The sequence below is a fragment of the Paenibacillus tengchongensis genome (assembly GCF_008973665.1).
In the GTDB taxonomy this organism is placed as follows: domain Bacteria; phylum Bacillota; class Bacilli; order Paenibacillales; family Paenibacillaceae; genus Paenibacillus_AQ; species Paenibacillus_AQ tengchongensis.
The window spans coordinates 563,495-584,780 of the sequence record NZ_WACP01000001.1 but is presented as its reverse complement, the minus strand read 5'-3'; the positions used below and the strand labels follow the sequence as shown (position 1 = coordinate 584,780).

13 protein-coding genes and 1 riboswitch are annotated in these 21,286 nt (G+C 59.1%); of the genes, 10 read left to right on the top strand and 3 right to left on the bottom strand.

Annotation, left to right across the window (positions count from 1 at the left end; all coding sequences use genetic code 11):
• Nucleotides 1–118: 118 nt before the first annotated feature.
• Together aroB and F1381_RS02365 are read left to right on the top strand one after the other, a co-directional pair.
• Nucleotides 119–1,258, top strand: coding sequence for a 3-dehydroquinate synthase (aroB, locus tag F1381_RS02370; protein ID WP_151733215.1), 1,140 nt, complete (start codon nucleotides 119–121; stop codon nucleotides 1,256–1,258).
• A gap of 122 nt (nucleotides 1,259–1,380) precedes the next feature.
• Nucleotides 1,381–1,728 carry a hypothetical protein gene (locus F1381_RS02365; protein ID WP_151733214.1) on the top strand — a complete coding sequence of 116 codons (348 nt, stop codon included), beginning with the start codon at nucleotides 1,381–1,383 and terminating at the stop codon, nucleotides 1,726–1,728.
• 60 nt (nucleotides 1,729–1,788) lie between these two features.
• Here F1381_RS02365 and F1381_RS02360 read toward each other — a convergent pair whose 3' ends face one another.
• The 3 genes from F1381_RS02360 to F1381_RS28080 all read right to left on the bottom strand — a co-directional run bounded on the left by F1381_RS02360 (nucleotide 1,789) and on the right by F1381_RS28080 (nucleotide 4,914).
• A complete protein-coding gene (locus F1381_RS02360) occupies nucleotides 1,789–3,612 on the bottom strand; it encodes a hypothetical protein (RefSeq protein WP_187355152.1) in 1,824 nt (607 codons plus the stop codon).
• A gap of 215 nt (nucleotides 3,613–3,827) precedes the next feature.
• On the bottom strand, nucleotides 3,828–4,769 hold the full coding sequence (locus F1381_RS02355) for a hypothetical protein (RefSeq protein WP_151733212.1): 942 nt from the start codon (nucleotides 4,767–4,769) through the stop codon (nucleotides 3,828–3,830).
• Nucleotides 4,759–4,914: a hypothetical protein gene (locus F1381_RS28080; RefSeq protein ID WP_187355151.1), complete on the bottom strand. Its 156-nt coding sequence runs from the start codon at nucleotides 4,912–4,914 to the stop codon at nucleotides 4,759–4,761. Before F1381_RS28080 ends, F1381_RS02355 begins: the two co-directional genes overlap by 11 nt.
• A 211-nt stretch (nucleotides 4,915–5,125) precedes the next feature.
• On the opposite strand from F1381_RS28080, the gene F1381_RS02350 reads away from it, so the two are divergent.
• The 8 genes from F1381_RS02350 (at nucleotide 5,126) to F1381_RS02320 (ending at nucleotide 20,131) form a co-directional block, all read left to right on the top strand.
• Nucleotides 5,126–6,946, top strand: a complete 1,821-nt coding sequence (locus tag F1381_RS02350) for a vWA domain-containing protein (protein WP_151733211.1) — start codon at nucleotides 5,126–5,128, stop codon at nucleotides 6,944–6,946.
• Nucleotides 6,947–6,976: 30 nt separating this feature from the next.
• Nucleotides 6,977–10,366: a tubulin-like doman-containing protein gene (locus F1381_RS02345; RefSeq protein ID WP_151733210.1), complete on the top strand. Its 3,390-nt coding sequence runs from the start codon at nucleotides 6,977–6,979 to the stop codon at nucleotides 10,364–10,366.
• A gap of 4 nt (nucleotides 10,367–10,370) precedes the next feature.
• Nucleotides 10,371–12,749, top strand: a complete 2,379-nt coding sequence (locus tag F1381_RS02340) for a transcription initiation factor TFIID (protein WP_151733209.1) — start codon at nucleotides 10,371–10,373, stop codon at nucleotides 12,747–12,749.
• Nucleotides 12,750–13,276: 527 nt separating this feature from the next.
• Complete coding sequence (locus tag F1381_RS28075) at nucleotides 13,277–13,432, top strand: hypothetical protein (protein ID WP_187355150.1); 156 nt, start codon at nucleotides 13,277–13,279, stop codon at nucleotides 13,430–13,432.
• 15 nt (nucleotides 13,433–13,447) lie between these two features.
• Nucleotides 13,448–14,725 carry a vWA domain-containing protein gene (locus F1381_RS02335; RefSeq protein WP_151733208.1) on the top strand — a complete coding sequence of 426 codons (1,278 nt, stop codon included), beginning with the start codon at nucleotides 13,448–13,450 and terminating at the stop codon, nucleotides 14,723–14,725.
• Nucleotides 14,726–14,779: 54 nt separating this feature from the next.
• Complete coding sequence (locus F1381_RS02330; protein ID WP_151733207.1) at nucleotides 14,780–15,415, top strand: beta-mannanase; 636 nt, start codon at nucleotides 14,780–14,782, stop codon at nucleotides 15,413–15,415.
• A 292-nt stretch (nucleotides 15,416–15,707) separates the two neighbouring features.
• Nucleotides 15,708–16,970 (top strand): TRAFAC clade GTPase domain-containing protein, encoded by a 1,263-nt coding sequence (locus tag F1381_RS02325; protein WP_151733206.1) that lies wholly within the window; start codon nucleotides 15,708–15,710, stop codon nucleotides 16,968–16,970.
• The gene (locus tag F1381_RS02320) at nucleotides 16,967–20,131 is read left to right on the top strand and encodes a GAP1-N2 domain-containing protein (protein ID WP_151733205.1); all 3,165 of its coding nucleotides are present in this window, start codon (nucleotides 16,967–16,969) and stop codon (nucleotides 20,129–20,131) included. The genes F1381_RS02325 and F1381_RS02320 overlap by 4 nt, the downstream gene beginning before the upstream one ends.
• A 916-nt stretch (nucleotides 20,132–21,047) precedes the next feature.
• Nucleotides 21,048–21,243, top strand: a riboswitch (cobalamin riboswitch).
• Nucleotides 21,244–21,286 lie beyond the last annotated feature (43 nt).

Sequence of the window (21,286 nt, the reverse complement as noted above, 5' to 3'; positions counted from 1 at the left end):
CTTTACCTCACTTATTGCTTTTGTGATTTAACGCGAACAAGTATTGAAGGGATTTCCCGTTGCGGTGGCGAACTTATCGGTAAACCATATTGAAACTATGACAAAGGGGTTGCAGCGCATGTCCCAAACCTTTCAGGTTGCATTACAGAAAACGGTTGATCATTCCTATGAGATTGAGATCGGCGAGCATCTTTTTCCTGCTCTGCTGAAGGATCTGCAGCAAGGGCTTGTAGCAGGTGTCAGTAAATATGCGGTCATCACAGATTCCACCGTTGAACCGCTGTATGGGCAGCCGCTGCTTAAGCTGCTGCGGGAGCAGGGCTTTGTGGCCGAATTGTTTGTATTCCCGGCCGGCGAGAAACACAAGACCCGCGAGACCAAGGCGCTGCTGGAGGATCAGCTGCTGGAGCGCGCCTACGGGCGGGATTCCTGCATTATTGCCGTCGGCGGAGGCGCGGTGACGGATATTGCCGGCTTCGTCGCCGGAACATTCGGCCGCGGTATCCCGAGTCTGAATGTGGCGACTACGCTGCTGGCGGCGGCCGACGCCTCTGTCGGCGGCAAGACCGGTGTCAACACTCCCGTCGCCACCAACCTGATCGGCGTGTTTCACCAGCCGCGCAAGGTCTATATCGACTTGGCGGCATGGCGCACACTTCCGCCCCGCGAGCTGCGCAGCGGACTCGCCGAGACGATCAAGCATGCCTGTCTCGCCGATGCGGAATTCTTCGTTTATCTGGAGGAGAACATGGATAAGATCATCTCTCCGGAAGGCGAGCTGGTTCTCGAGCCGGCCGTCTGCGAGCGGATCGCCCTGCAGAACTGTGCGATCAAATACCGGGTGGTGGAGCAGGATGAGCATGAGAGCAACCTGCGCCAGATTCTGAACCTGGGGCATACGGCGGGGAGGGCGCTGGAAGCGGTCAGCGGCTACACGCTGCTGCACGGGGAAGCGGTATCCGTCGGGCTGGTGATTCAGGCACGACTGGCTGCGAAGCTGGGATATATGACGGCAGCTGAGGCTGCACGCGTAGAAGCATTGCTGTGCAAGGCAGGATTGCCTACAGCCGTTCCGGCCGGCATTACAAACCGGATGCTGGTGGACAAGATGTACACAGACAAAAAGGTGCGCGGCGGGCGCATCCGGTTTGTTTTTCAGGAGGGGATCGGGGCCATGAAGGTGTTTGCGGGAGGCACCTATTCCACGCCGGTGGATGAGGAGACAGTGTTGGAACTGCTGGAGGAAATGCGCTGCTGAATAGGCTGATGAACGAGCCGATGAATAAGCCAATGCATAAGCCAGTGAATTGAATCCCGCCCATTCCGGGTAATGGTAGATACAAGATACTGTTATCACAAGAAGCACTGGAGGGATACAGCATGGGTAATCCATTGAAAGAGTTTAAGCAGAGTATCGACGGGCTGAAGGAATCGCTGGACGGTGTGAAGCAGGCGGCGGGCAGACTGATGGAGCCGGTGGATGAGATGAAGACGGGCATAGAGGAGACCAAGGAGGCTGCGCTGCAGCGTACGGATGGTGTGAAATCGGAATTTAAACGGATAAAAGCGTCCCTGCAGGAGAGCAAAGCGGCTGTAGCCGAGGTGAAAGACACCGTAACTGCCTCCGCTAAAGTGCTGCACACCCAAAGGCGTTACCGCAAGCTGAAGCAGCAGCCGAAGCGGCCGTCTCTGCTGAAGAGAGGACGAATGGCGCTGATCGGCAGATAAAATGGATTTGAACAAGAAAAAACGGAGCTCCCGGCGGAATGGGCAGCTCCGTTTCTTCTTCTATGGATGGGTTACTTCGTTTTCGTTCAAAACCTCCGGTGCGGTGTCCACGCCATCCTCTCCGGATAAACCCTCGTCCGGCAATTGCACACTTAGGCTTTCTATAGATTCGACGACGAACACGGGCATGAACTGGGAGCCCAGCTCCGTATCGGCCATTTCATAGCCGGTCTGGAATTGTCCGGTGATCAGTGCCTGGCCAACACTGTATTCAAAATCACCCTGCAGCAGTACATACCGCCCGGCGGAGCCGGCAACAGCTCTGCCGGCGTTGTCGTAATAAATATCGCCGCTGAACGAGACCGTTTCGAACGGATGCTGCTCCAGCTCTTCGGCGGAAATAACTGGAATGACCGGCGTCTCCTGCAGCACCTCGGAGAATTGATAGACTCCGGCGCTTTCCCGGTAGATAGCAGTTTGGCCGCTGCTGCCGTCGCCGAGATCGGCATTGAAGACCCGGATGGAGCGGTCAACGGGGTCAAATTCATAGCTGTCTCCGGAGAAGCTGAGCAGCGGGGTAATGCCTGTCTGCGAGACGGTGTATGCGTTATATGCGGTCCGTCCTTCAGTCCCGCCGCTCTCCGCCATGATCACCGGCAGCCCGGAGGCTTCCGACAGCTCCCGTTCGAAGGCAAGCTGCTCCAGCGGGTCAAGCTCCAGTACGATATCTCCGCTCATAGTGGAGACAGTGCCGTCCCGGCTCATTCCGGCGTAGTACAGCTTGCCGGAGCTGTCCGTGCCCGCTGCCGCCACCTGCAGTCCATTCAGCTCGGCGGCGGAGGTGACATGACTGTACATGCCTGCCTGATCACCGCCCGGCAGCAGGCGGACCGGCTCGGCCAGATTCCAGGCCACCTGCGCCGCCTTGATCTGCTCGCCCGTATCTGTAAGCGTGGCGAGATCGCTGTAGAGCCGGATTCCGGCAGCGTATTCTCCGCTGCGGACCAGCCGGCCGGCGTTCTTGACTAGCTTGGCGATGCTGCTGTCAATCAGGCTCAGCACGTCTGATTTCTCCAGGCCTGCGGTCGCGGCATATTGGCGGTACGCTGCGGCATGAGCGGCAAACGCTGCCGTCAGGTCGCCTTCCAGATCCTTGTTCAGCATCAACCCTGCACTTGCATCCGCCTGTTCCTGCAGCCAGGGAGCCTTATAGCTGTGATCGCTGTACGCCTGCTGCATGGACCAGGCACGGTCCAGCATCGGGCCGAAGCTGCCTGCTGCCGCCAGCGCCTTCAGCCTGCTTTGGTCATAGGAGGCAAATTGTTCGGCCAGCAGCTCGGCCTTGGCGTCCGCTCCCCCGTAGTAGTCAGCGGGAATCTGCAGCAGATTCCATTTATAGCTGTCGTCACTGCTCTCCTCCGGCGCTCCCGCCTTACCCGCTGCCAGCTCTGCCAAGAACTGCTGCCGGAACTGCTTGAAGCCGGCCGTAATCTGCCCGGAAATATCCGTCTCCGCCGAAAGCTGGCGGTAATAGGCTTCATAGGGTCCCCCGGAAACCATATACTTTCCCTTCAGGTTGACTAGTGACGCGTAGCTTTCCATAAATCCGGCAAAATCGCCGGTCCTCAGCTGCTCCGATACGCTCAGCGACAGTGCGGCAAGTCCGCTGCGGATTGCCGTAATCGGATCCAGCTCCTGCAGCCGGGAAGAAATTTCTTCTTCATGATACCGGATCGCCGGGTTCTCCGCCGCCCGGCGGTACAGCTCTTCCGCTGCAATCAGGTCTCCGGCGGCATACAGCCGGTCCGCTTCCTTGACGTCGCCGATTTTGTCCCCGATCCGCAGGCCCTTCCGTCCAAGCAGCAGCAGCATTAAAATACACAAAATAATCAAAATATTCCGCAGGGATATTGCTTGCCTGAACGTCATATATTAGTAGCCCCTTTTTACATATAAAAATTTCATATACACCGGGGGAATTCTTGCGTGATAAAGCTCCATATATTTCTTGCAGAAACGGCCCTCTTCCGGTCAGTGCGGTTGCCGTTTCTTCTTGCTGAACAAGGATATCCGCCGGCGCCTTAAGTCTTCTGCCGCCGCTAAACCTCGGGGTCCCAGCGGTATTTGGCTTCGCGGATTTCCGCCACCTTTAGATCAAGGCCGTCCCACGGCTCGTAGGGGCTGCTTTCGATCAGCCTCGCCAGACGCAGGAAACGGTCTTTGGGCAAGTCCTGTATGTACCGTCCGATCATGTTCGAATAGAGCAGCGCGTAGCGCTTCATACGGACGGCCGCTCCGGCGACGCCGGTCATAATGGCCCGTCCCTGGGGCATTTCAAGAATCTGCGCTTCGTAGGTTCTGATATAACGCAGGGTGCGGTCTTTGATGAGCTCCGGCCGGACCTTTGCTACTTCGCCGATATATTCGGCCAGCAGCGGCTCGAAATCCTTGAGCAGCAGCTGCTCCAGCTCCAGATTCATATCCTTGCGCAGCTGGAAGCCGTGCAGGAGCGCCACACGCTGGCGGGAGACACGGTCGCCGCGCAGAAGCACAGCAACCTCGCGCAGCTTCTCGTAAGCCAGCACATCATTCTCGCGGAGCACGGAGACGGCTTCCTTGCGGTTGATTTCCAGGCCGTCCCGGACGAAGCCGATGTTCCGCGCGAATAAGCGGTCCAGTGCATACAGATTTTCATTCTGCCGGACTTTCCGCTGCGTATAGTAGAGTAGGCTTGCCAGCACAATACCGGCGCCCGCGCACAGCGCCATCTGCTGCAGGCTCTCGCCGAAGTAGACGGCGGCCAGGGTCAGCAGAATCACCAGCAGCAGCCGGGTCTGCATGCTGCTGCGGGCCTTGGATGCGGCTTGCCGCTCCACGGTGATAAGCGAGGCGCGGCCGCACTGGCCGCAGCGTTCGCCGTCAAGGGCGGTGTAGCGTCCGCAGCGGCGGCATACCCGCAGCTTGTCGAAAGAAAATCGCGGCGCTTTGAACGGGCGCAGGGTTACGGGCTTCTTCAGATGTACTGCTCGCTTATCGGCCATGCGCAGAATCTCCTCCGTTCAGGGCCGCCAGCAGCCGCTCATCGATCTCGTCGTGGGTCAGCGGCTTGCGCAGGCGCAGGACATAGCGCACAATCTGAATCAGGACATAGAGAAACGTTATTCCAAGAATGACGTATGAAATCATGGAACTCTTCCTTTCTCGCCTTGGAGTAAGGGCACGAGGATGTTCGAAAGACAGGGCTTTCGCCGCATCCGAAAAACCGGGTCCCTGCGCCCCAAAGTTGAAGTTTACAAGGTTTAATTATATCATAATGGCATGCTATTGACAGAATTTAGCTAACCCTTGCGGCATATCGGCCTGATTGCCGAAATCAACACAAAGAGGAGCCATCTTTATGCTTCGTACACAACTGAGTAACCAACCCTTCCGCAAATTGCTGCGGCGTATATTACCGCTGCTGCTGGTGATCGGCCTTGTGGCCGGACCGTTTGCAGCCGGCCGGGCAGCGGCCGCTTCCGCAGCGCCTGCCCGCATCGATGCTGTGCTGCTGCTTGATGTCAGCAACTCCATGAAGACCAGCGATAAGAACAATCTCGCCGGTGAAGCGATGAAGATGTTTATAGATATGCTGTCCACGCAAGGCGACAAGGTCGGCATTGTGGCGTATACCGACAAGGTGCAGCGCGAGAAGGCACTGCTTGAAATCAAGTCCTCCGCCGACAAGGAGGACCTGAAGGATTTCATCGACGGTCTGGACCGGGGCGCCTATACGGATATCGCCGTCGGGATGGAGGAGGCCGTGAAGGTGCTGGAGAACGGCAGCGATCCTTCCCACGAGCCGATGATCGTCATGCTGGCGGACGGCAACAACGATCTGGATGAATCCAGCGGCCGGACGCAGAGCGAATCCGACCAGGAGCTGAAGGCGGCGGTGGAAGCGGCCAAGCAGAAAGGCTACCCTGTATATACTATAGGCCTTAATGCTGACGGTAAGCTGAACAAGCAGATTCTGGCCGACCTGTCGGCACAGACGGGCGGCAAGGCGTTCGTCACTGACTCCGCTGATGATCTGCCGCAGATTCTCAGCGAGATTTTTGCCAGCCACCTGAAGCTTAAGGTCGTTCCCGTACAGTCGATCACCGCAAACGGCAGCTTCCAGGACGTGACGGTCAATGTGCCAAACAGCAGTGTGCTGGAGGCAAATATCTCGATTATGTCCTCGCAGCCCGTTACCGTGAAGCTGAGCGATCCTTCGGGCAAAGAAGTCGCGGTTCCGTCGGATGATGTCCTGCTGTCGAAGTCGAGCACGTACAGCCTGATCAAGCTGCTCTCTCCGGAGCAGGGAGACTGGAAATTGCAGGTGAAGGGCGTCAGCAAAGACAAGATTGATATCAACCTCGTGTTTAACTATGATCTGGAGCTGAAAATTGACACACCTGCCTCCGCCGCTTATAAGAAGGGCGACACCGTAGATGTCGTTTCCCATCTGTATGCCAGCGGCACTCAGGTAACGCTCAGCGATTTGTATCAAGATATGAATGCGGTGCTGCTGGTGACCGATGTGGACGCAGGCACCACCGAGGAGATTCCGCTGGATAACTCCGCAGCCGAGTTCAAGGGCAGCTTTGAAATCAAAGAAAGCCACGATTACGAGCTGAAGGTGCGTGCGGAGGAGAGCAGCTTTTACCGCGAAAGCGATATTGTGAAGATCAGTGCGAAGACGGGAGCTGCGCCAACGGCCGGCACCGGAGGTGCGGCGCCAAGTGAGGAGCCGCTGCAGGATGACGGCAAATCATCCGGCCTCTTGTACTATATCATCGGCGGTATTATTCTGCTGATTGCCGCCGGGGTGGCCCTGTGGCTGCTGCGCAAGAGATCCACCCGCGGTTTCGTTGGCCAGATGGTGGTGGAGGTGCTTGACGGCAACACCGGGGAGAAGACATATCCCCAGTACAAACGCCTCTCCGGCTTCCGCAGGAAGTTCACGCTGCATCAGCTGCTGCAGCTGACGCCCGAACTGAAGGAGACCGAGAAGCTGGTCTTTACCCCGGGCAAAGGCGACCGCCTGCTGCTGAAGGGCGGAGAAGGACTTACCGTAGAGCGCTCGGGCCGCGCGGCCGACGTATCCAGAGGGCTTGAGCTGAAGAGCGGAGACCGGATTACAGTAACACTGCAGGCCGTAGACAAGTCTATTATGCTGGAGTATTTGATATAACGAACTAACGAACGTTTAGGGGGAGAACCTATGAAACCGGTAGTAAGAGAGCATATTCAACAGCTTGATGTATCGCTGGGCGGAGGCATCGTCAGCGATAAGATCCGCGTCGACACCATCGATAACCCGATTCTGATCATCGGCCTGGGCGGCACGGGCATCGACGCCCTGCTGCGGCTGAAATACCAGATCAACCGCCGTTTCAAGCTGCCCGAGGACCCGCTGACCAAGAAAAAGCGGGACAAACCGGACAATGTGGAATTTCTGGCGTTCGAGACGAACGAACAGGACCGCGGCAAGAAATACAAAGGCATCGGGCTGGACCCGCAGAATGAATTCGTGCTGCTGGCCAATGCCGAGATCGGCGGACTGCTGCAGAACCGCAGCATCCTCGATCCGTACATTACCGAGTGGCTGTCGCCGGAGCTGAGCATCACCGACGGCATGAACGGCGCCGCCGGGGTGCGGCAGGCCGGACGGCTGCTGCTCTTTACGAAGATCAATCAAGTGGTCGGGGCCATCGACAAGAAGATCAAGACGCTGTCCGTCGGAACCAGCAAGAAGCTGATGGTCTTCCTGCTGACAGGCCTCTCCGGCGGCACAGGCAGCGGTGCCTTCCTGGACATCGCCTACATCGTGCGCGGCATCATCGAGCGCGATTACGGCGCAGCCGGCGTAGACCGGGTGAACACGCTAGGTTATCTGTTCACGCCGGATGTGAATCTCTCCAACAAGAGCCTCAGCGAGCATACGCGTGAGTATATCCGCAAGAACGGCTATGCCGCACTCAAAGAGCTGGATTACTGGATGAACGTGGACAGCCGGGGCGAACGCTTCCGCCAGAAGTACGGGAATATTCTGACCGTCAATTCGCCGCTTCCGCCGTTCAATCTGTGTCACCTGATCTCGGCAACCAATACCGAGGGCAAGCTGCTGGAGAACGCCTATGATTACTGCATGAACGTGACAGCCGAGAACATCACCAACTTCATGGCCAGCGAAGAAAAGCAGTCGGGCGAAGAATTCGCCATCCATGACTATATCAGCAATATCCGCACCAATATTGCGCAGATGAACAAGACGTATCCGGCCAACTATGAATACAACATCATCGGCGCATCGTCGGCGGTGCTGCCGATCGAGGAAATGACGACCTATCTGGCCTACCGGCTGTTCGATAAGATGGACAAGATGTTCCAGCAGGCTCCCGGACAGGAGGAGGTCGAGAAGACAGCGCGCAAGCTGGGCATCGACCTCGACACGATGATCAAGACCTTTGAGTCGCGTGTGCCGGAGCCGCTGCCGGGCTTTGAGAACAGCGAGCGGCTGAGCCATGCCAATGTGATCAAGAACCAGGTCGTTGATATGGATACAGAGCTGGAGCAGACCTTCCTGGTCCGTGCGCGCGAAGAATATATTAAGGCGAAGAAGCAGCTGCCCGGCGAAATTGCCGGCAAGTTCGGCGAAGAGCTGGAACGGATCTTCCTGCATCCCGAGCAGGGGCCGTTCTATGTATCGCGGCTGCTGTATACGGAGAAGGGCTTCTGCATCCTGAAGCTGATCCAGTCCTATATCGAGACGCTGCGCGAGAGCCTGCTGCGCCTGCCGCGCGACATTGAGGCTGCGCAGGACAGCGCCGAGGAGAAGCTGGGCGATGCGCGGAGCGCTTTTGTCTCCAAGGAGAAGAAGAAGAACGCCTACATCGATGCCAAGATCAATGAATACTGGCTGCATGCCGATGTGGAGCGCACCGAGCAGATGATCGAGTTCTATGAGGACCTGTTCGAGCTGCTGAACGAGCAGAACAGCCGGATTTACGGGGTGTTTACGGAAATTTTGAGCGCGCTTAGCGCGATTTTTGAGAAGAACGGTGATATTCTGACCCACGGTGAGGAACAGACCGATCATAAGGGGAACAAAACCTACTATTGGAACATCGTCAATGTGCCGGATATTACGGCGACGATCTCCAAGGTGATGGACCAGAAGGACGGCGACGATCTGATCCGCGATTTTGCCCGTGAAATGCTGAAGCACTCCGGACGCTGGGTGAAAGAGCAGGAGGTCGACATTGTCCGCTCCATCTCCGAGTTCCTGAGCGATAAGTTCGGCGATCTGATTACCCGCTCCATGGAGGACTTCCTGGTCATGAAATACGGCCGCGAAGAACCGCTGGAGAAATTCGTAGAGCGGATTATTGCGGGCAGACTCGACGAGGATGCGGTGCCGGTGTTCCATCTGAGCAACAGCTCCGGCAGTCTGCACTTCCCGTCATGGGGCTTCGTCTCCGTGCCGGTGAAGGCGCCGGCAATCCTGAAGGGCATCCGCAATTACCAGAACAATGCGCTGGGCAAATCGCAGTTTACGGTCAAGGAGAGCGAGGTCAAGAACCGGATCTTCTGGCTGAATACCCGCAACGGGGTGCCGCTGTTCGTCTATACGCCGCTGCGCGTATACGAGGAGAACTACGAACGTACAATTCTCGACAAAGAGGGCATCGGCCGCCATCTCGTGATGACCGACAAGGAGAACTGGACCTACCTGCCTTCGCCGATTCCGGAGAAGTCGTGGGGCGAGACTTATGCCAATCCGCGGGTGCAGGAATACAATGCGCGGGTCCGGGCGGATTTCGCCAGAGCGCTTGAAGCGGGCGTCATTATGGAAAAAGGGCTCGACGACAACACCAGCAGCCGCTTCTCTGTCATCTTCACCAAGCCATTCGATCTCGATAGCCTGCTGAAGGGCTATGATCTGCAGCTGACGGCTTCGCGCCCGAACCTCGGGGAAGTGAAGAAGGCTTCGGATGAACTGAAGCGCCTGCGCGAGAGCGGTCTGGAACGCGAGGGCGTGAAGGACATCTTCGGCAGCATCAACCGCGAGCTGGCCCAGGAGAACCTGATCCGTTCGCCGCAGCTGATTGCCAGAGTGCGTGAGGAGCTGGCCAAGTACGATGCGCTTGCCGCAAAGGCGGCGGAGCTGGAAGCGCTGCTGCATCAGCATCTGGACGAAGACAAGTGGCTCGACCAGTTCATCGAGGCGCTGTACACCGATACGATCGTGAAGAAAGGCGCGCTCTACGTCTATGACCGCGACGAGGAAGAGGAAGCGTGGGAGCCGTTCGCCAATTTAATGAAGGAACGCAGCTATGTCGAATATGCCGTGTACCGTCATTTCCGCGGACTGGACGACAAGAGCCGCAGCGTATTGCTGCGCAAGGCTGCGCGCCGCGCAGGTGAGATGACCGCCGCCGAGGATGTGTCGCCGCTGCTCTACAAGCTGGAAGGATTGTATGTGTCCTTCCTGGAGGCGCGCGATTCGCTGGAATATGAGCGTGTCGAGCATGCCGACGGCGACGAGATGTACAGCTTCTACAAGACGCTGACCTCGAAGCTGGGCAGCATCCGCAGAAAGCTGAAGTAGCGCGATGATCAGGACACTCGCTAATCAGTATGCGGAGGCGTATGCGCGGCAGGAGCAAGCGCTCAGCAGCAAGGGCGACGGGCGCAGCAGTATCCATTACCCGGCCTTGTTCCTGTTCCTGGGCGACAAATCCGCACCGGCCATCGGGCCGGTGCTGGACTCCTGCGAGCGGAAATGGGACAATGCCGGCGGTGTAATGGCCCTGCATGCCGCTGCCGAGCCGACAGTCAAGGGGCAGGCAGAAGGCGGCAGGGAGCGGGTCATAGCGATGAAGCTGCCGGCCGCGGCGGGACGTGATCCCCGCACCGTCCGTCAGGACGTGTACCGCGAGTTCCGCGAAGACGGCGGGTATCTGGCCGGGATGAACCGGAGCCTGCGGCAGCTCAGCAACAGCATAGCGGACTATGGGCGGCTGTATTCTTCTTTTGATGTCATCCATCTCTCCATCATTACGCGGGTCGATGACCCGCTTAATGTGCTGCTGCCGGAGATTGCGCTGCTGGCCCGCGCTGTGCTCAGCCAGTCCTTCAAATCGGTGCAGACCGATTTGTATCTGCTGATCAATGAGCGGGAGCAGGGAGACAGCTTCGGATATTCCAGCTCGGTGGGGCTGGCGTTTCTGCGCGAGCTGGATGTGATGCAGCTCCCAGAGTATACGTTCCGCGCGCCGCTGCTTGTCACGGAGGACGGATTGTCCATCCCGGTAGCCCACGGGCCGTCGCCGCTGTTCGATCTCGTCTATACGCTCTCGGACAAGAACGAGCGGGGGATGAGTCCGGTACACGGCATGGACGACAACTACGAGATCATTGCCCATATCAGCCTGCTGAAGAACCGGGTGCGGCCGGCTGCGGACGCCGCTTCCGGGCACGGCGGCTACAACAACATGACCTTCAAGAGCGGCATCCGCGGCAGCTCGGGCCGGCAGGGCTATGCCTCGGCCGGCTTCTCCGCTGTACGCCGGCCCGACAAGCCGATTGCCCTGGCGGTGCTCTACCATGCGTTCCGCGGGCTCGCTTCCCGCATGCGCGAGGCCGGCGAATGGAGCCTGCGCGAGCGCCAGGCGCTGCTGGGACTCACGCCCGAGAGCCTGCGCGAGCGGGCGGCCGGGCTGCTGCCGGATGAAGCCGGCCTGGAAGACATGACCGGCCTGATGAGCCACGGCCGCCCGTCCTTCGGCGAGCTGAAGCCGCTGTCCCTGCGCGAAGCGGAGACGCTGCTATTCGGCGATGGCGGCGAGGCGTACTTCCGCGGTAACTTCGCGGAGGTGTCCGCCGCCCGCCTGGCGGGGGCGGACCCGGGACGCGAATGGGCCGCTGTGCTGGCCGCCCGCGAGCAGTCCACCCCGCCGCTGACGTTCTATCAGCTGGCGGAGTGGACGCTTGAGCAGGGCGGGGGCAGCGTGCTGCAGGCGTTGCGGCAGCACATGGCCGGCCTGCGCGCGGCGCTGGCTTCCGCGCGCGGCGAGCTGGAGCAGCTCTACGCGGAGAGCGTAGAGCGCCAGCCGTTCCAGCGCGTGCCGCTGCTGGACAAACGGACGGTGCGCAATTTCATCCATTACCTGTTCACGAACGTGTACGGCAGGAAATATGAGATTTTGCGCATGGAGCGTGAACTGGAGCTGTGCCGCCTGTACGATGCCGCGCTGGAGCGGCTGCATGAAGAGAGCACAGCCAAGGTCCGGGCCATGGAAGCCATCGAAGCGGAGCTGCGCACGGCGGCGCTCGAAGGCATCGGCCGGGGCAGCGCTGCGGTGGATCAGAACATTATGGAGTATTACCGTGTAGTCACCGAAGAGGTAATGAACGATATTGAGGCGCGGCGCGGGCCGGGCATCTTCCAGAGCGAGCGGTTCATGGGCAGCATGTCTGAGCTGCTCCGGCAAGACGGGCCGGCTGTCGTCTCGCGGCTGGCCGAGGTATGCCGGCGGGAGCTGCTGACGGCGGAGCCGTTCACGCTGCCCTTCGAGGAGGAGCTGCTGCGGCGGGCCAATGTGGCCGCCGCTTACGAGAACCGCGAGATCGTCTCGAAGGAGGAGCTGTTCAAGCAGCTCTACCGCAGTCTGGAGGACGAAGCGATGATCAATGTCCGCCTGTTCGAATATACCCAGGAGCACCGGCATGAGGAGAAATACTTCTTCGGCGACAGCACTTCCGCATTTCTGCGCTACGCCGCCGCCGAAGACGAGACTACGCGCGTATACCGGCTCGGCCTGGTGCACGAGGAGCGCCGCAGCGGCGCCGAGAAGCTGAACCTGATGGGCGGCTTCCATCTGGAGGACCTGCTCTATTACCGCAACGGCAAGGTCTACTACGAGACGTATGTCCAGAACGGCTACCGGCTGCACGGAACGGACGAGGAATCGCTGCCGCCGCTCCGCTAAGCGGCCGCTAGGCGGGAGGTATCCGCTGCAAGTGAGCAGCACAGAGGAACTGGCGCAGCATGCAAGTTAGATGGTGCGCAGCCGTAATATGCTGCGGTCAAGCCGCTAGTTTGATTTCTGCTACTTATCTTCATGTACAGGACCGATTCCCGGATTTTAGTTGGATTTCCGCCATCTATTTTGACGAAAATTCATGCCAGTGCTCACTTTGTCTACTATTAAGTGGCGATTATCGAACTAGACTACAGCTAACCGGCATAAGTGAGCAATTTAAGTGGTGAAAATCAAGCTAGTTCCCGGAAACAAGGCTTATCTAAAGGATGCTATGCAAGTCAGCTGTTGCCTGGCTGCATTTTGATGAGGAAACGGTAATATTCCGGCCTGAACTTGGATTCTGTTGCGCGTGACGCAGCGAAATCGGACGTTTATTCCCGATATGGGCATTTTTCATTTATTCTGCTGTACAGAATACACTAAAATTGCTGTAGACGGACATTCTGTGCCGATCTGCCGCAACAGCTGCAGATGTGCAGCCGAACGCGGACGTAGAGGTGCAGCCGAACGCCGCTGCAAATGTGGCCGAAGACGCCAGCAGTCAATTCGCCGTGCAGCGTCTGGGTGCAGTGTCCAATGGTGCCTGGGTGGGCACGGGTCCTTCTGATGTTAACCAGATTGTTTCCTGAAAGGATGATTTATGAATGCAGCGAAAAATCAACTGGCTGCTGCTCTGCTTCAGCCTGCTGGGCGGGGGGATCGCCTTTGTGCTCGGCGAGCTGCTGCTGGACCGCCAGCCGTACGATCTGCCGTACATTGTGCTTGTCGGTATTTACTTCGCCATTGTCGCGCTGGGCGTCGGCGCGGGTTGCCTGCTGGCGGAGATGATCTCGCCGAAGCTGAACGGCTTCTCCTGGAAGCAGCGTTACCTGGGCCTATCCTGGAAGCTGCTGCCGCTGACGGTGGTTCTGCTGCTTGGAGTCGGTACACTGTCCGAGTTCGTGTATGAGCTGAACTTCGGCGGCGTGAAGCCGGTGAAGAATGTCGTCATGGTGATCGACGACTCCGGCAGTATGAGTCAGAGCGACCCCGGCAACAGCCGCTACACCGCGGCCGAGGCGCTGGTAGAGCGGATGGACAGCGACAACCGGGTGGCGGTGGTCACGTTCAGTACGGACGCTGCGGTAGTACAGCCGCTGCTTCCGCTGTCTCCGGCGGAGAACCGGAATCAGGTCATGCAGGTGATCCGCAGCCTGCACACCACGGAAGGCGGCACGAATATCAGCGGCGCGCTGACCGAGGCGATGAATGTCGTGAACAGCGACGGCAACGGCAGCCGGGGCGCGATGGTCATCCTGCTCTCGGACGGTGTCAGTGAGTTTGATACGTCCAGCGAGCTGAACGATTATGTGAGCCGGGGAATCAAGGTGAACACCATCGGCCTCGCGCTCGATGATCCTTCCGGTTCTAACCTGCTGCGGGATATTGCTGCGGTGACCGGCGGCGAATACTACGATGTGGCCGACGCCGAACGGTTAGGCCTGGTGTTCCAGCAAATCTATGACCGTCTGGGTGACCGGACGCTGCTTACAGAGCGTACCGACGCCACGGCGGACAGTCCGTATTACGCAGCCGTCCGTATCCTCGCGTTGACGCTGATCGGCACGGCGCTCGGCATCGGGCTGGGCATTATCTTCGATAACCGCCACTTAGCTAAGAGCTTTGGCCTCGGCGGCTTCCTCTCCGGTCTCTGCGCCGGGCTGATTCTGGAGCTCGGCCTCAGCGGCAGCACGTTCGGCGACCCGATGGTCCGGCTGCTGGCCCTGCTGGTGCTGGCCGGAATCATTGCGCTGTTCACGCTGGTGGTCCCGGTTGGCGAAGGGCGGCTGACCCGCCGCGGCACGCGCAATGCGGGGGCATCGAGCCAGACTGCCGACAGCTTTCCGCCGCCGCGCCGTAACCGTGGAAGCAAAGGGTTTTAGCGGAGTGGGCTTAGACAGGAGAACGAGACGAAACCATGAAAGGGGCTGGCGGCCATGAGATACATTGACCCGGCACCCGATACCCCGTCCATTACCGGCGTCGTCTCCCGGGTGGAGGAACGGTTCTGCACGCTGCGCTGGCACTGGCCGGACGGCTTGCAGGCCGTCTGCATCCATAAGGCGGCCGCGGAGGGCGAAGGGGGAGGGACGCCCCCTCTGACGGGTATGAAGCTGTATACCCGGGAGGAATACAAAGCGAACAACGGCTACCGGGACCGGCTGGACGACATTGGGCTGGTGACGTACACGGTGTTTGCCCGGCTGCAGGAGAACGGCGAAGCCGTGCTGGTACGCCAGCAGGACGGCGGCAACAAGGCGCTGGTCAGTGCGGGTAAGGCGCGCATCTATTATTCGATTACGCCGCGCAAAGCGCTTTTCGGCAAAACCAAGACGGTGCATATGACGATTACCGCCGAGGTTCCGGTGCCCAAGGAGGCGCTCTGCTATGTCAAGAAACGCGGGGGTGTCCCGTCCTCAAGAGGGGACGGGGTACAGTTCCCGTTTGTACAGGATTTTGCCGCCGGACGCCATGCGCTGCCGCCGATCGAGATCGGCAAAGAGGATCAAGTGCGGATTTTTTTCACCGACGGGCGCAAATACGGACAATTCTATGAATTGGTCCCGGAATGAGCCTGCAAGCCCAAGGCTTGCGGGTGAGCGGACCCGGCATAAAGAGGCGGGCAGCCGGAAGGCCGTCTGCACCTTTTAATTGCGCTGTGTACATCTGCAGCGGGCGAAGTTAGGGAGACCAGGGCTATGGCTCTGCCCGGAGCGGGTAAAGGCCGCGAAGAGGCCGGCACCGGGGGCGGGCGGCTCCATAAACCATGCAGTTCCATAAACCATGCAGTTCCATAAACCATGCAGCTGTACAAAGCGCAGTTATCCGTTTCAGATCAAGACGCTTTACAGAGGAGGATGAGAGATGTCGTTTTTCAGCCGCTTTATGAAGAAGAACCAGCCGCAGCCGCGGCCGCTCTTTTACGATATTGTGTGTCCCTACTGCTTCAGCAAATTTCAGCCGGACGAGGTCGTCTTCCGGGCCATGCATAGCCGTGAGGATGACGAGAACTACGCGCTGAGCGAAGACGACGCGCTGAACAAATACCGCGAGCGCTTCGGGCTCGATACCGTTGACGATATGGAGGCGGTGCTGAACCCGGCTGATATTCCCGAGGAGTACCATCACTATACCGATCATGTGCTGACCGGTCTGACCGACCGCTATGGCGTGCTGACGCGCAGACGTCTGTGCCCCGCCTGCCACAACGAGCTGCCGGTAACGGCAGGCAAGGTGCCCAGCAACATTATTTCGATTGTCGGCGCCTCCCAGGTCGGCAAGTCGGTGTACATGACCTCGCTGATTCACACGCTGCAGCATACGACGGCCGGGCATTTTGACGCGGCCTGCATGCCGCTGAATGCCGAAATCAGCCGCAAGTTCCGTACGCTGTACGAAGAACCGCTGTTCGAGCGGGGCGATCTGCTGGCTTCTACGCAGAAGGAGAAGATGCAGGAGCCGTTTATTTTCCAGTTCGTGTTCAAGGATGAAGCCAAGCCGCCGCTGACGCTGGTCTTTTTTGACGTCGCCGGTGAAGGTATGGTCGATCAGGACTATCTGGGGCTGCACGGCCAGCATATCAAGAACTCCGCAGGCATCCTGTTCATGGTCGATCCGCTGCAGATTCGCTCCATCCGTGAGAAAATCCGCATCAACTACGGCGACCGTCCCGGTGCATGGGTCTCGCAGTATGACGAGCCGCGCGATGTGGTGCTGACCCTGTTCGGCGATTTCATCGCTTACCAGGAGAAGAGCAAGACGGAGATTCCGACTGCGGTCGTCCTGACCAAAAGCGACATGCTGCATTCGCTCAAAGACGAAGACGGCGACTACATCAAGTCCAACAGCAACGTGTTCAACAACTATGTGCACCGCAACACGCTGAATCTGGATGAGTTCCACAATATCGACGGGGAAATCCGCCGGTTTATCGCCAAGGTGGACCGTCCGTTCAAGGATACGATGGATGTGTATTTTGCCAATACGGGGTACTTTGCCGTTTCCGCACTGGGCAGCAATCCGGTCAATCAGAAGGTGGAGGGTGTGGTCAGCCCGATCCGGGTGGACGAGCCGTTTATCTGGCTGCTGCATAAGCTGAAGTACATTGAGGGGAGCGACGGGCCGTGAACAAATGGTCAGGGTCCATGATTACCCAGCAGATGTACACCCGGGAACGGCGCGGCGTGTACCGGACGACAGAGGGCTTCGACACGGTGGCCAAATCGGATAGCCTGGACAACAATTTTGTCAAAAAAATTCTCCATCCCTTCTGCCTCTACGATGCCCCGGCGGAGCTGACGGCACGCGGCGAGAAGACGGAGGAGCAGTATCCTTCCGCGTTGCATCTGTTTCATACGGAGTCCGGCGAGACGATCATCGGGCGGAACCGGTTTGTGGCAGCGGATTTCACCGGGCAGCGCAGCGCTTTTTTTGCCCATAACTATGTGGTGCCGCCGCTGCGCTCCGAGGAGATTACCGAGAACTACACCGGGTGGCTGAACGCCGAATTCGCAGACAGCTACGCCGGTGAGCCGGGCGGTTCGCTGCCGGAGCTGGCGGAAATCCCGGTGCGCCGCCGGGAGCGGAAGCAGAATCCGCAGGCGGTGCTGCGCGGGCTCGGCTTTACGGAAGAGCTGTTCAAGGCGCTGCTGCAGGCGGTAATGACGGCGGTAGCGGGGAAGAAGAAGCTCTATGTCGCCCTAGATGTGCCTATATCCGAGCTGTCTGCGCGGGCGCTGGAACTGACGGAAATTCTGTTTGCGTGCCTGCCGTTTGATTTCCGCCGCAGACTCGGGGTCATTACCTATGCCAAGGAGCCGCAGAGCCGCAAGTATATTCATCTGACGTTCGTGGAGCGGGGCTCGCTCCGTCCCGGCGACCGGGCCACCGAGCGCGATTTCGTGTTCGATCTGCCCTCCGGACGGGTGCAGAATGCCGAGTTCGGCGACAGCGGCGGGAAGCAGGCTTTTGCCGGGCTGGCCTGGAGGACGCTGGGACAAGGGGGGAATCTCGACGATTTCTCCCGGTTTGCCGACGCGCTGCTGCGCGGGGAAAGCGCGGAGCGCAAGCTGTCGCTCGCGGCTTATAATGAGCTGGCGGTCTTTTATGAGATTGAACAGGGCAATGAGACGCTCTATGAGGAGAATGCAAGCGCTGTGCTCAGCGGCCTGCTGTCCTACCTCAAGGCAGAGGGGGCGCTCGAGAGCCGGGTGCGGCTGAACGATATTTTTCTGGAGCGGTTTGACCGGGAATACGATCTGATCCGCAAACGGGGAATACCGCAGGCGGAGCTGCTGGAGAGCTTTAAGGAATATTTTAGGCTGAACGGCCATAATTACCGGGTCAAGATCGTCGATTATTTCATCAACGGCATGCTGAACGCCAAGGCGGGCGGACAAGACGGGGCGCTGACGGCGGCTTACGGGATCATTGAGAGCGAGGATGAGCTCAGTTATTCCTTCTTCAAAAGAGTGCTGGCCCAGCCGGTGTTCCGCCGTGAGCTGCTGGAGCCTTACCTGGAGGTGCGGCTGGCCAAGGCGGCAAAAGCCGCCGATATTCTGCGTTTCGTCACCCGCTGGGGCCGCTTCCTGCCGGAGGCGCTGCAGCAGTCTGCGATCCGTGATACGGTAAAGGAATATTTGCTGGAAAAGCTGCAGCGGGACAAGGACCCCGGTGCGGCGGTGGCCGGGCTGCATGATTATCTGGATACGGCGGATAAAGAACGCCGCAGGGGCAGGGGGGAAGGCATTCCGGCCGAGGCTCGTTCGCTGCTGGACGAGCTGGCGTCTGCCGCCGACCGTTACCTGCTGAACCGGCTTTCGCTGGAGGAGCTGTCCATGGAGCAGCTGCTGGAGATTTCCTTCCTGCGTTATCAGGAGGCCTCCGACTGGCAGCCGCCGCTTGATGCGATCAGCAGACAGAAGGCCAATGCCCTGCGTGCGGCGTACCGCTGGTTCGGGGAGGAGAACCCGGATGAGCGGATTTTTGCCGGGCTGACTCCCCGGGAGCTCGACGAGGTGCAGCTGCTGGGACGCCGCTGGCTGAAGGAAGCGCGCGGTGCTGAGCCGTTTGAACGTCTGCCGCTGGCCTTCTACCACAGCATGGAGCGTGAGGGCGGACCGCTCGATTACGATGCGCTGCTGGAGATGGTGGAGCGCAAGGCGGAAGGGGACAAGGAGACGGTGTACCGGTTCCTGGCCTGGAGCCAGGAGAACCCGCTGTTTACCGTCTCCAGCAAAAAGCTGTGGCCGGGCTACCGCCGGGCGATCCTCAAGTATTTCCGTACCCGGGACCGCGAGGCGTTCAAGAACCGTGAGTTCCGCAAAACCTATGCCGCCGCCGCCGGACCGGCGCTGCAACAGGTCTATAATGAGGTCCGCTCCCAGCAGGCCTCGCCGCTGGCGCGCTGGATCGGCCGCAGCCGGATGGGGCTGATCCTCTCCGGGATCGGGCTCGGCGTGGTGGTCATCGGCGTGCTGGTGGTATTCAGCCTGCTGCGCCAGGATGACGGCAAAGCCGCGCTGCCCGAGGCCAGCGCGCCGGTGCCAAGCGCCTCGCCGGCTGCCACCGGCCCGGCGCCGGTCTCCGTGCAGCTCGCCGCAGGCACGGACAGTGCGGGTCAGCTTGTCTTCACCTTCGCTGACCCCGTAGAATGCTCCGCCTTCAAGCCGGCGGAGATTACAGTCGTCACCTCCGGCGGCGAGCCGGAGGTGTACCCGGTCACGGCGACGACCGGCAGCTGCCTGCTGCCGTCGCCGGTGACCGATGCCGCCGGCACGGACGGCGGCGATGCTGCGGCTGCGGGGAACGCAGCCGGTGACGAGGGCGCCGCGGCGGACAACGCGGGCGCTGGTAATGCGGCTGCGGGGAACGCAGCCGGGGGTGAGGGCGCCGCGGCGGACAACGCGGGCGCCGGTAATGCGGCTGCGGGGAACGCAGCCGGGGGTGAGGGCGCCGCAGCGGACAACGCGGGCGCTGGTGCTGCGGCTGCGGGGAATGACGCAGCCGGGGACGAAGGCGCCGCAGCGGACAACGCGGGCGCTGGTAATGCGGCTGCGGGAAACGCAGCCGGGGGTGAGGGCGCCGCAGGCACCTACCAGGTGACGGTGCAGCTTGCCGAGGACGCGGTGCTGGTGCCCGGCAGCATGATTACGGCCGGCACCTATACGCTGACGCTGGAGCCAGCCGCCGGTACAGCAAGCACGCCGGTGCCTTCTGCCGGCACAGAGCCGGAGGCGAGCAATACATCTGCACCGTCCCCGGACCCGGCAGCAACAAACGGTGAATAATTCACGAAAGAGCATCTTTACCGCACCAGCCAGCCTGAACCACAGTTTTTGCCCGGAAGCATCCGGCAGCAACTGTGGTTCAGGCTTTTTTATAAACCAATTGGATTTCCGCCAACTAAATCACGTCCAATGAGGTTTCCGGCATGACTAAGTGGAAAATGTCTATCTAATTTCGGGGATATTGGCTACGTCAGCTGAAAATCCGCGAAAGAAGTGGCGCAAAGCAAACTAGAATTATAATTGGCTTGCTTAAGCTGAAATTAGTGTGCTGTTTTCCACTTAGTGTGATCGGGTTAGTGTAGTCGGGTAAGTGCGGTCGGTTAGTGTAGTCGGGTAAGTGTGGCCGAGTAAGTGCAGTCGGATTAGTGTAATCGGGTTAGTGTAGTCGGGTAAGTGTGATCGGGTTAGTGTAGTCGGGTAAGTGCGGTCGGTTAGTGTAGTCGGGTTAGTGTGATCGGGTAAGTGTGGTTGGGTTAGTGCGGTCGGTAAGTGTAGTCGGGTTAGTGTAGTCGGGTTAATGCGGTCGGTTAGTGTAGTCGGTTAGTGCGGTCGGTTAGTGTAGTCGGTTAAGTGTGGCCGAGTAAGTGCAGTCGGATTAGTGTAATCGGGTTATTGTAGTTGGGCTAGTATTTTCGAGTTAGTGTAGTCGGTTAAGTGTAGTCGGTTAAGTGTAGTCGAGTTAGTGTGTATTTTCAGACCTGCACGATTGTATGCTCATACGACCAAACAATACAAGGAAGCTGACATTACTAGGACCGGCTGAACAAGCGGTGGGAGCCGCGCGGCAAGAGGTGGGAACTGTGTAAAAATCGTAATGCTGCCGTTACGGGCGGCCTCCGGCAGTTTTTGAGGGACAGCGGCAGCTTGGTATAGACATGACCTCCAATACTGGATATGATTATTAATATTGCAATTTCATAAGTCATAGGATAGAGGTGCGGATTCCAGTGCTGGAACCCGCTTAATAGGGAAGTCCGGTGCAAGTCCGGCGCGGTCCCGCCACTGTAAATGCCGAGCGACTCTTCAGAACAGGCCACTGCCGGGAACGGCGGGAAGGCGGAGGGAAGCGTTGACGCATAAGTCAGGAGACCTGCCTTTGTCCGCAAGTGGTTCCGGTTCTTCGGGGGTAAGGATACGGGACATCTGGTGACGGCA

Coding starts and splice junctions, on each gene's coding strand:
- aroB (WP_151733215.1), top strand. CDS start 119: ATGTCCCAAACCTTTCAGGTTGCATTACAGAAAACGGTTGATCATTCC.
- F1381_RS02365 (WP_151733214.1), top strand. CDS start 1,381: ATGGGTAATCCATTGAAAGAGTTTAAGCAGAGTATCGACGGGCTGAAG.
- F1381_RS02355 (WP_151733212.1), bottom strand. CDS start 4,769: ATGGCCGATAAGCGAGCAGTACATCTGAAGAAGCCCGTAACCCTGCGC.
- F1381_RS28080 (WP_187355151.1), bottom strand. CDS start 4,914: ATGATTTCATACGTCATTCTTGGAATAACGTTTCTCTATGTCCTGATT.
- F1381_RS02350 (WP_151733211.1), top strand. CDS start 5,126: ATGCTTCGTACACAACTGAGTAACCAACCCTTCCGCAAATTGCTGCGG.
- F1381_RS02345 (WP_151733210.1), top strand. CDS start 6,977: ATGAAACCGGTAGTAAGAGAGCATATTCAACAGCTTGATGTATCGCTG.
- F1381_RS02340 (WP_151733209.1), top strand. CDS start 10,371: ATGATCAGGACACTCGCTAATCAGTATGCGGAGGCGTATGCGCGGCAG.
- F1381_RS02335 (WP_151733208.1), top strand. CDS start 13,448: ATGCAGCGAAAAATCAACTGGCTGCTGCTCTGCTTCAGCCTGCTGGGC.
- F1381_RS02330 (WP_151733207.1), top strand. CDS start 14,780: ATGAGATACATTGACCCGGCACCCGATACCCCGTCCATTACCGGCGTC.
- F1381_RS02325 (WP_151733206.1), top strand. CDS start 15,708: ATGTCGTTTTTCAGCCGCTTTATGAAGAAGAACCAGCCGCAGCCGCGG.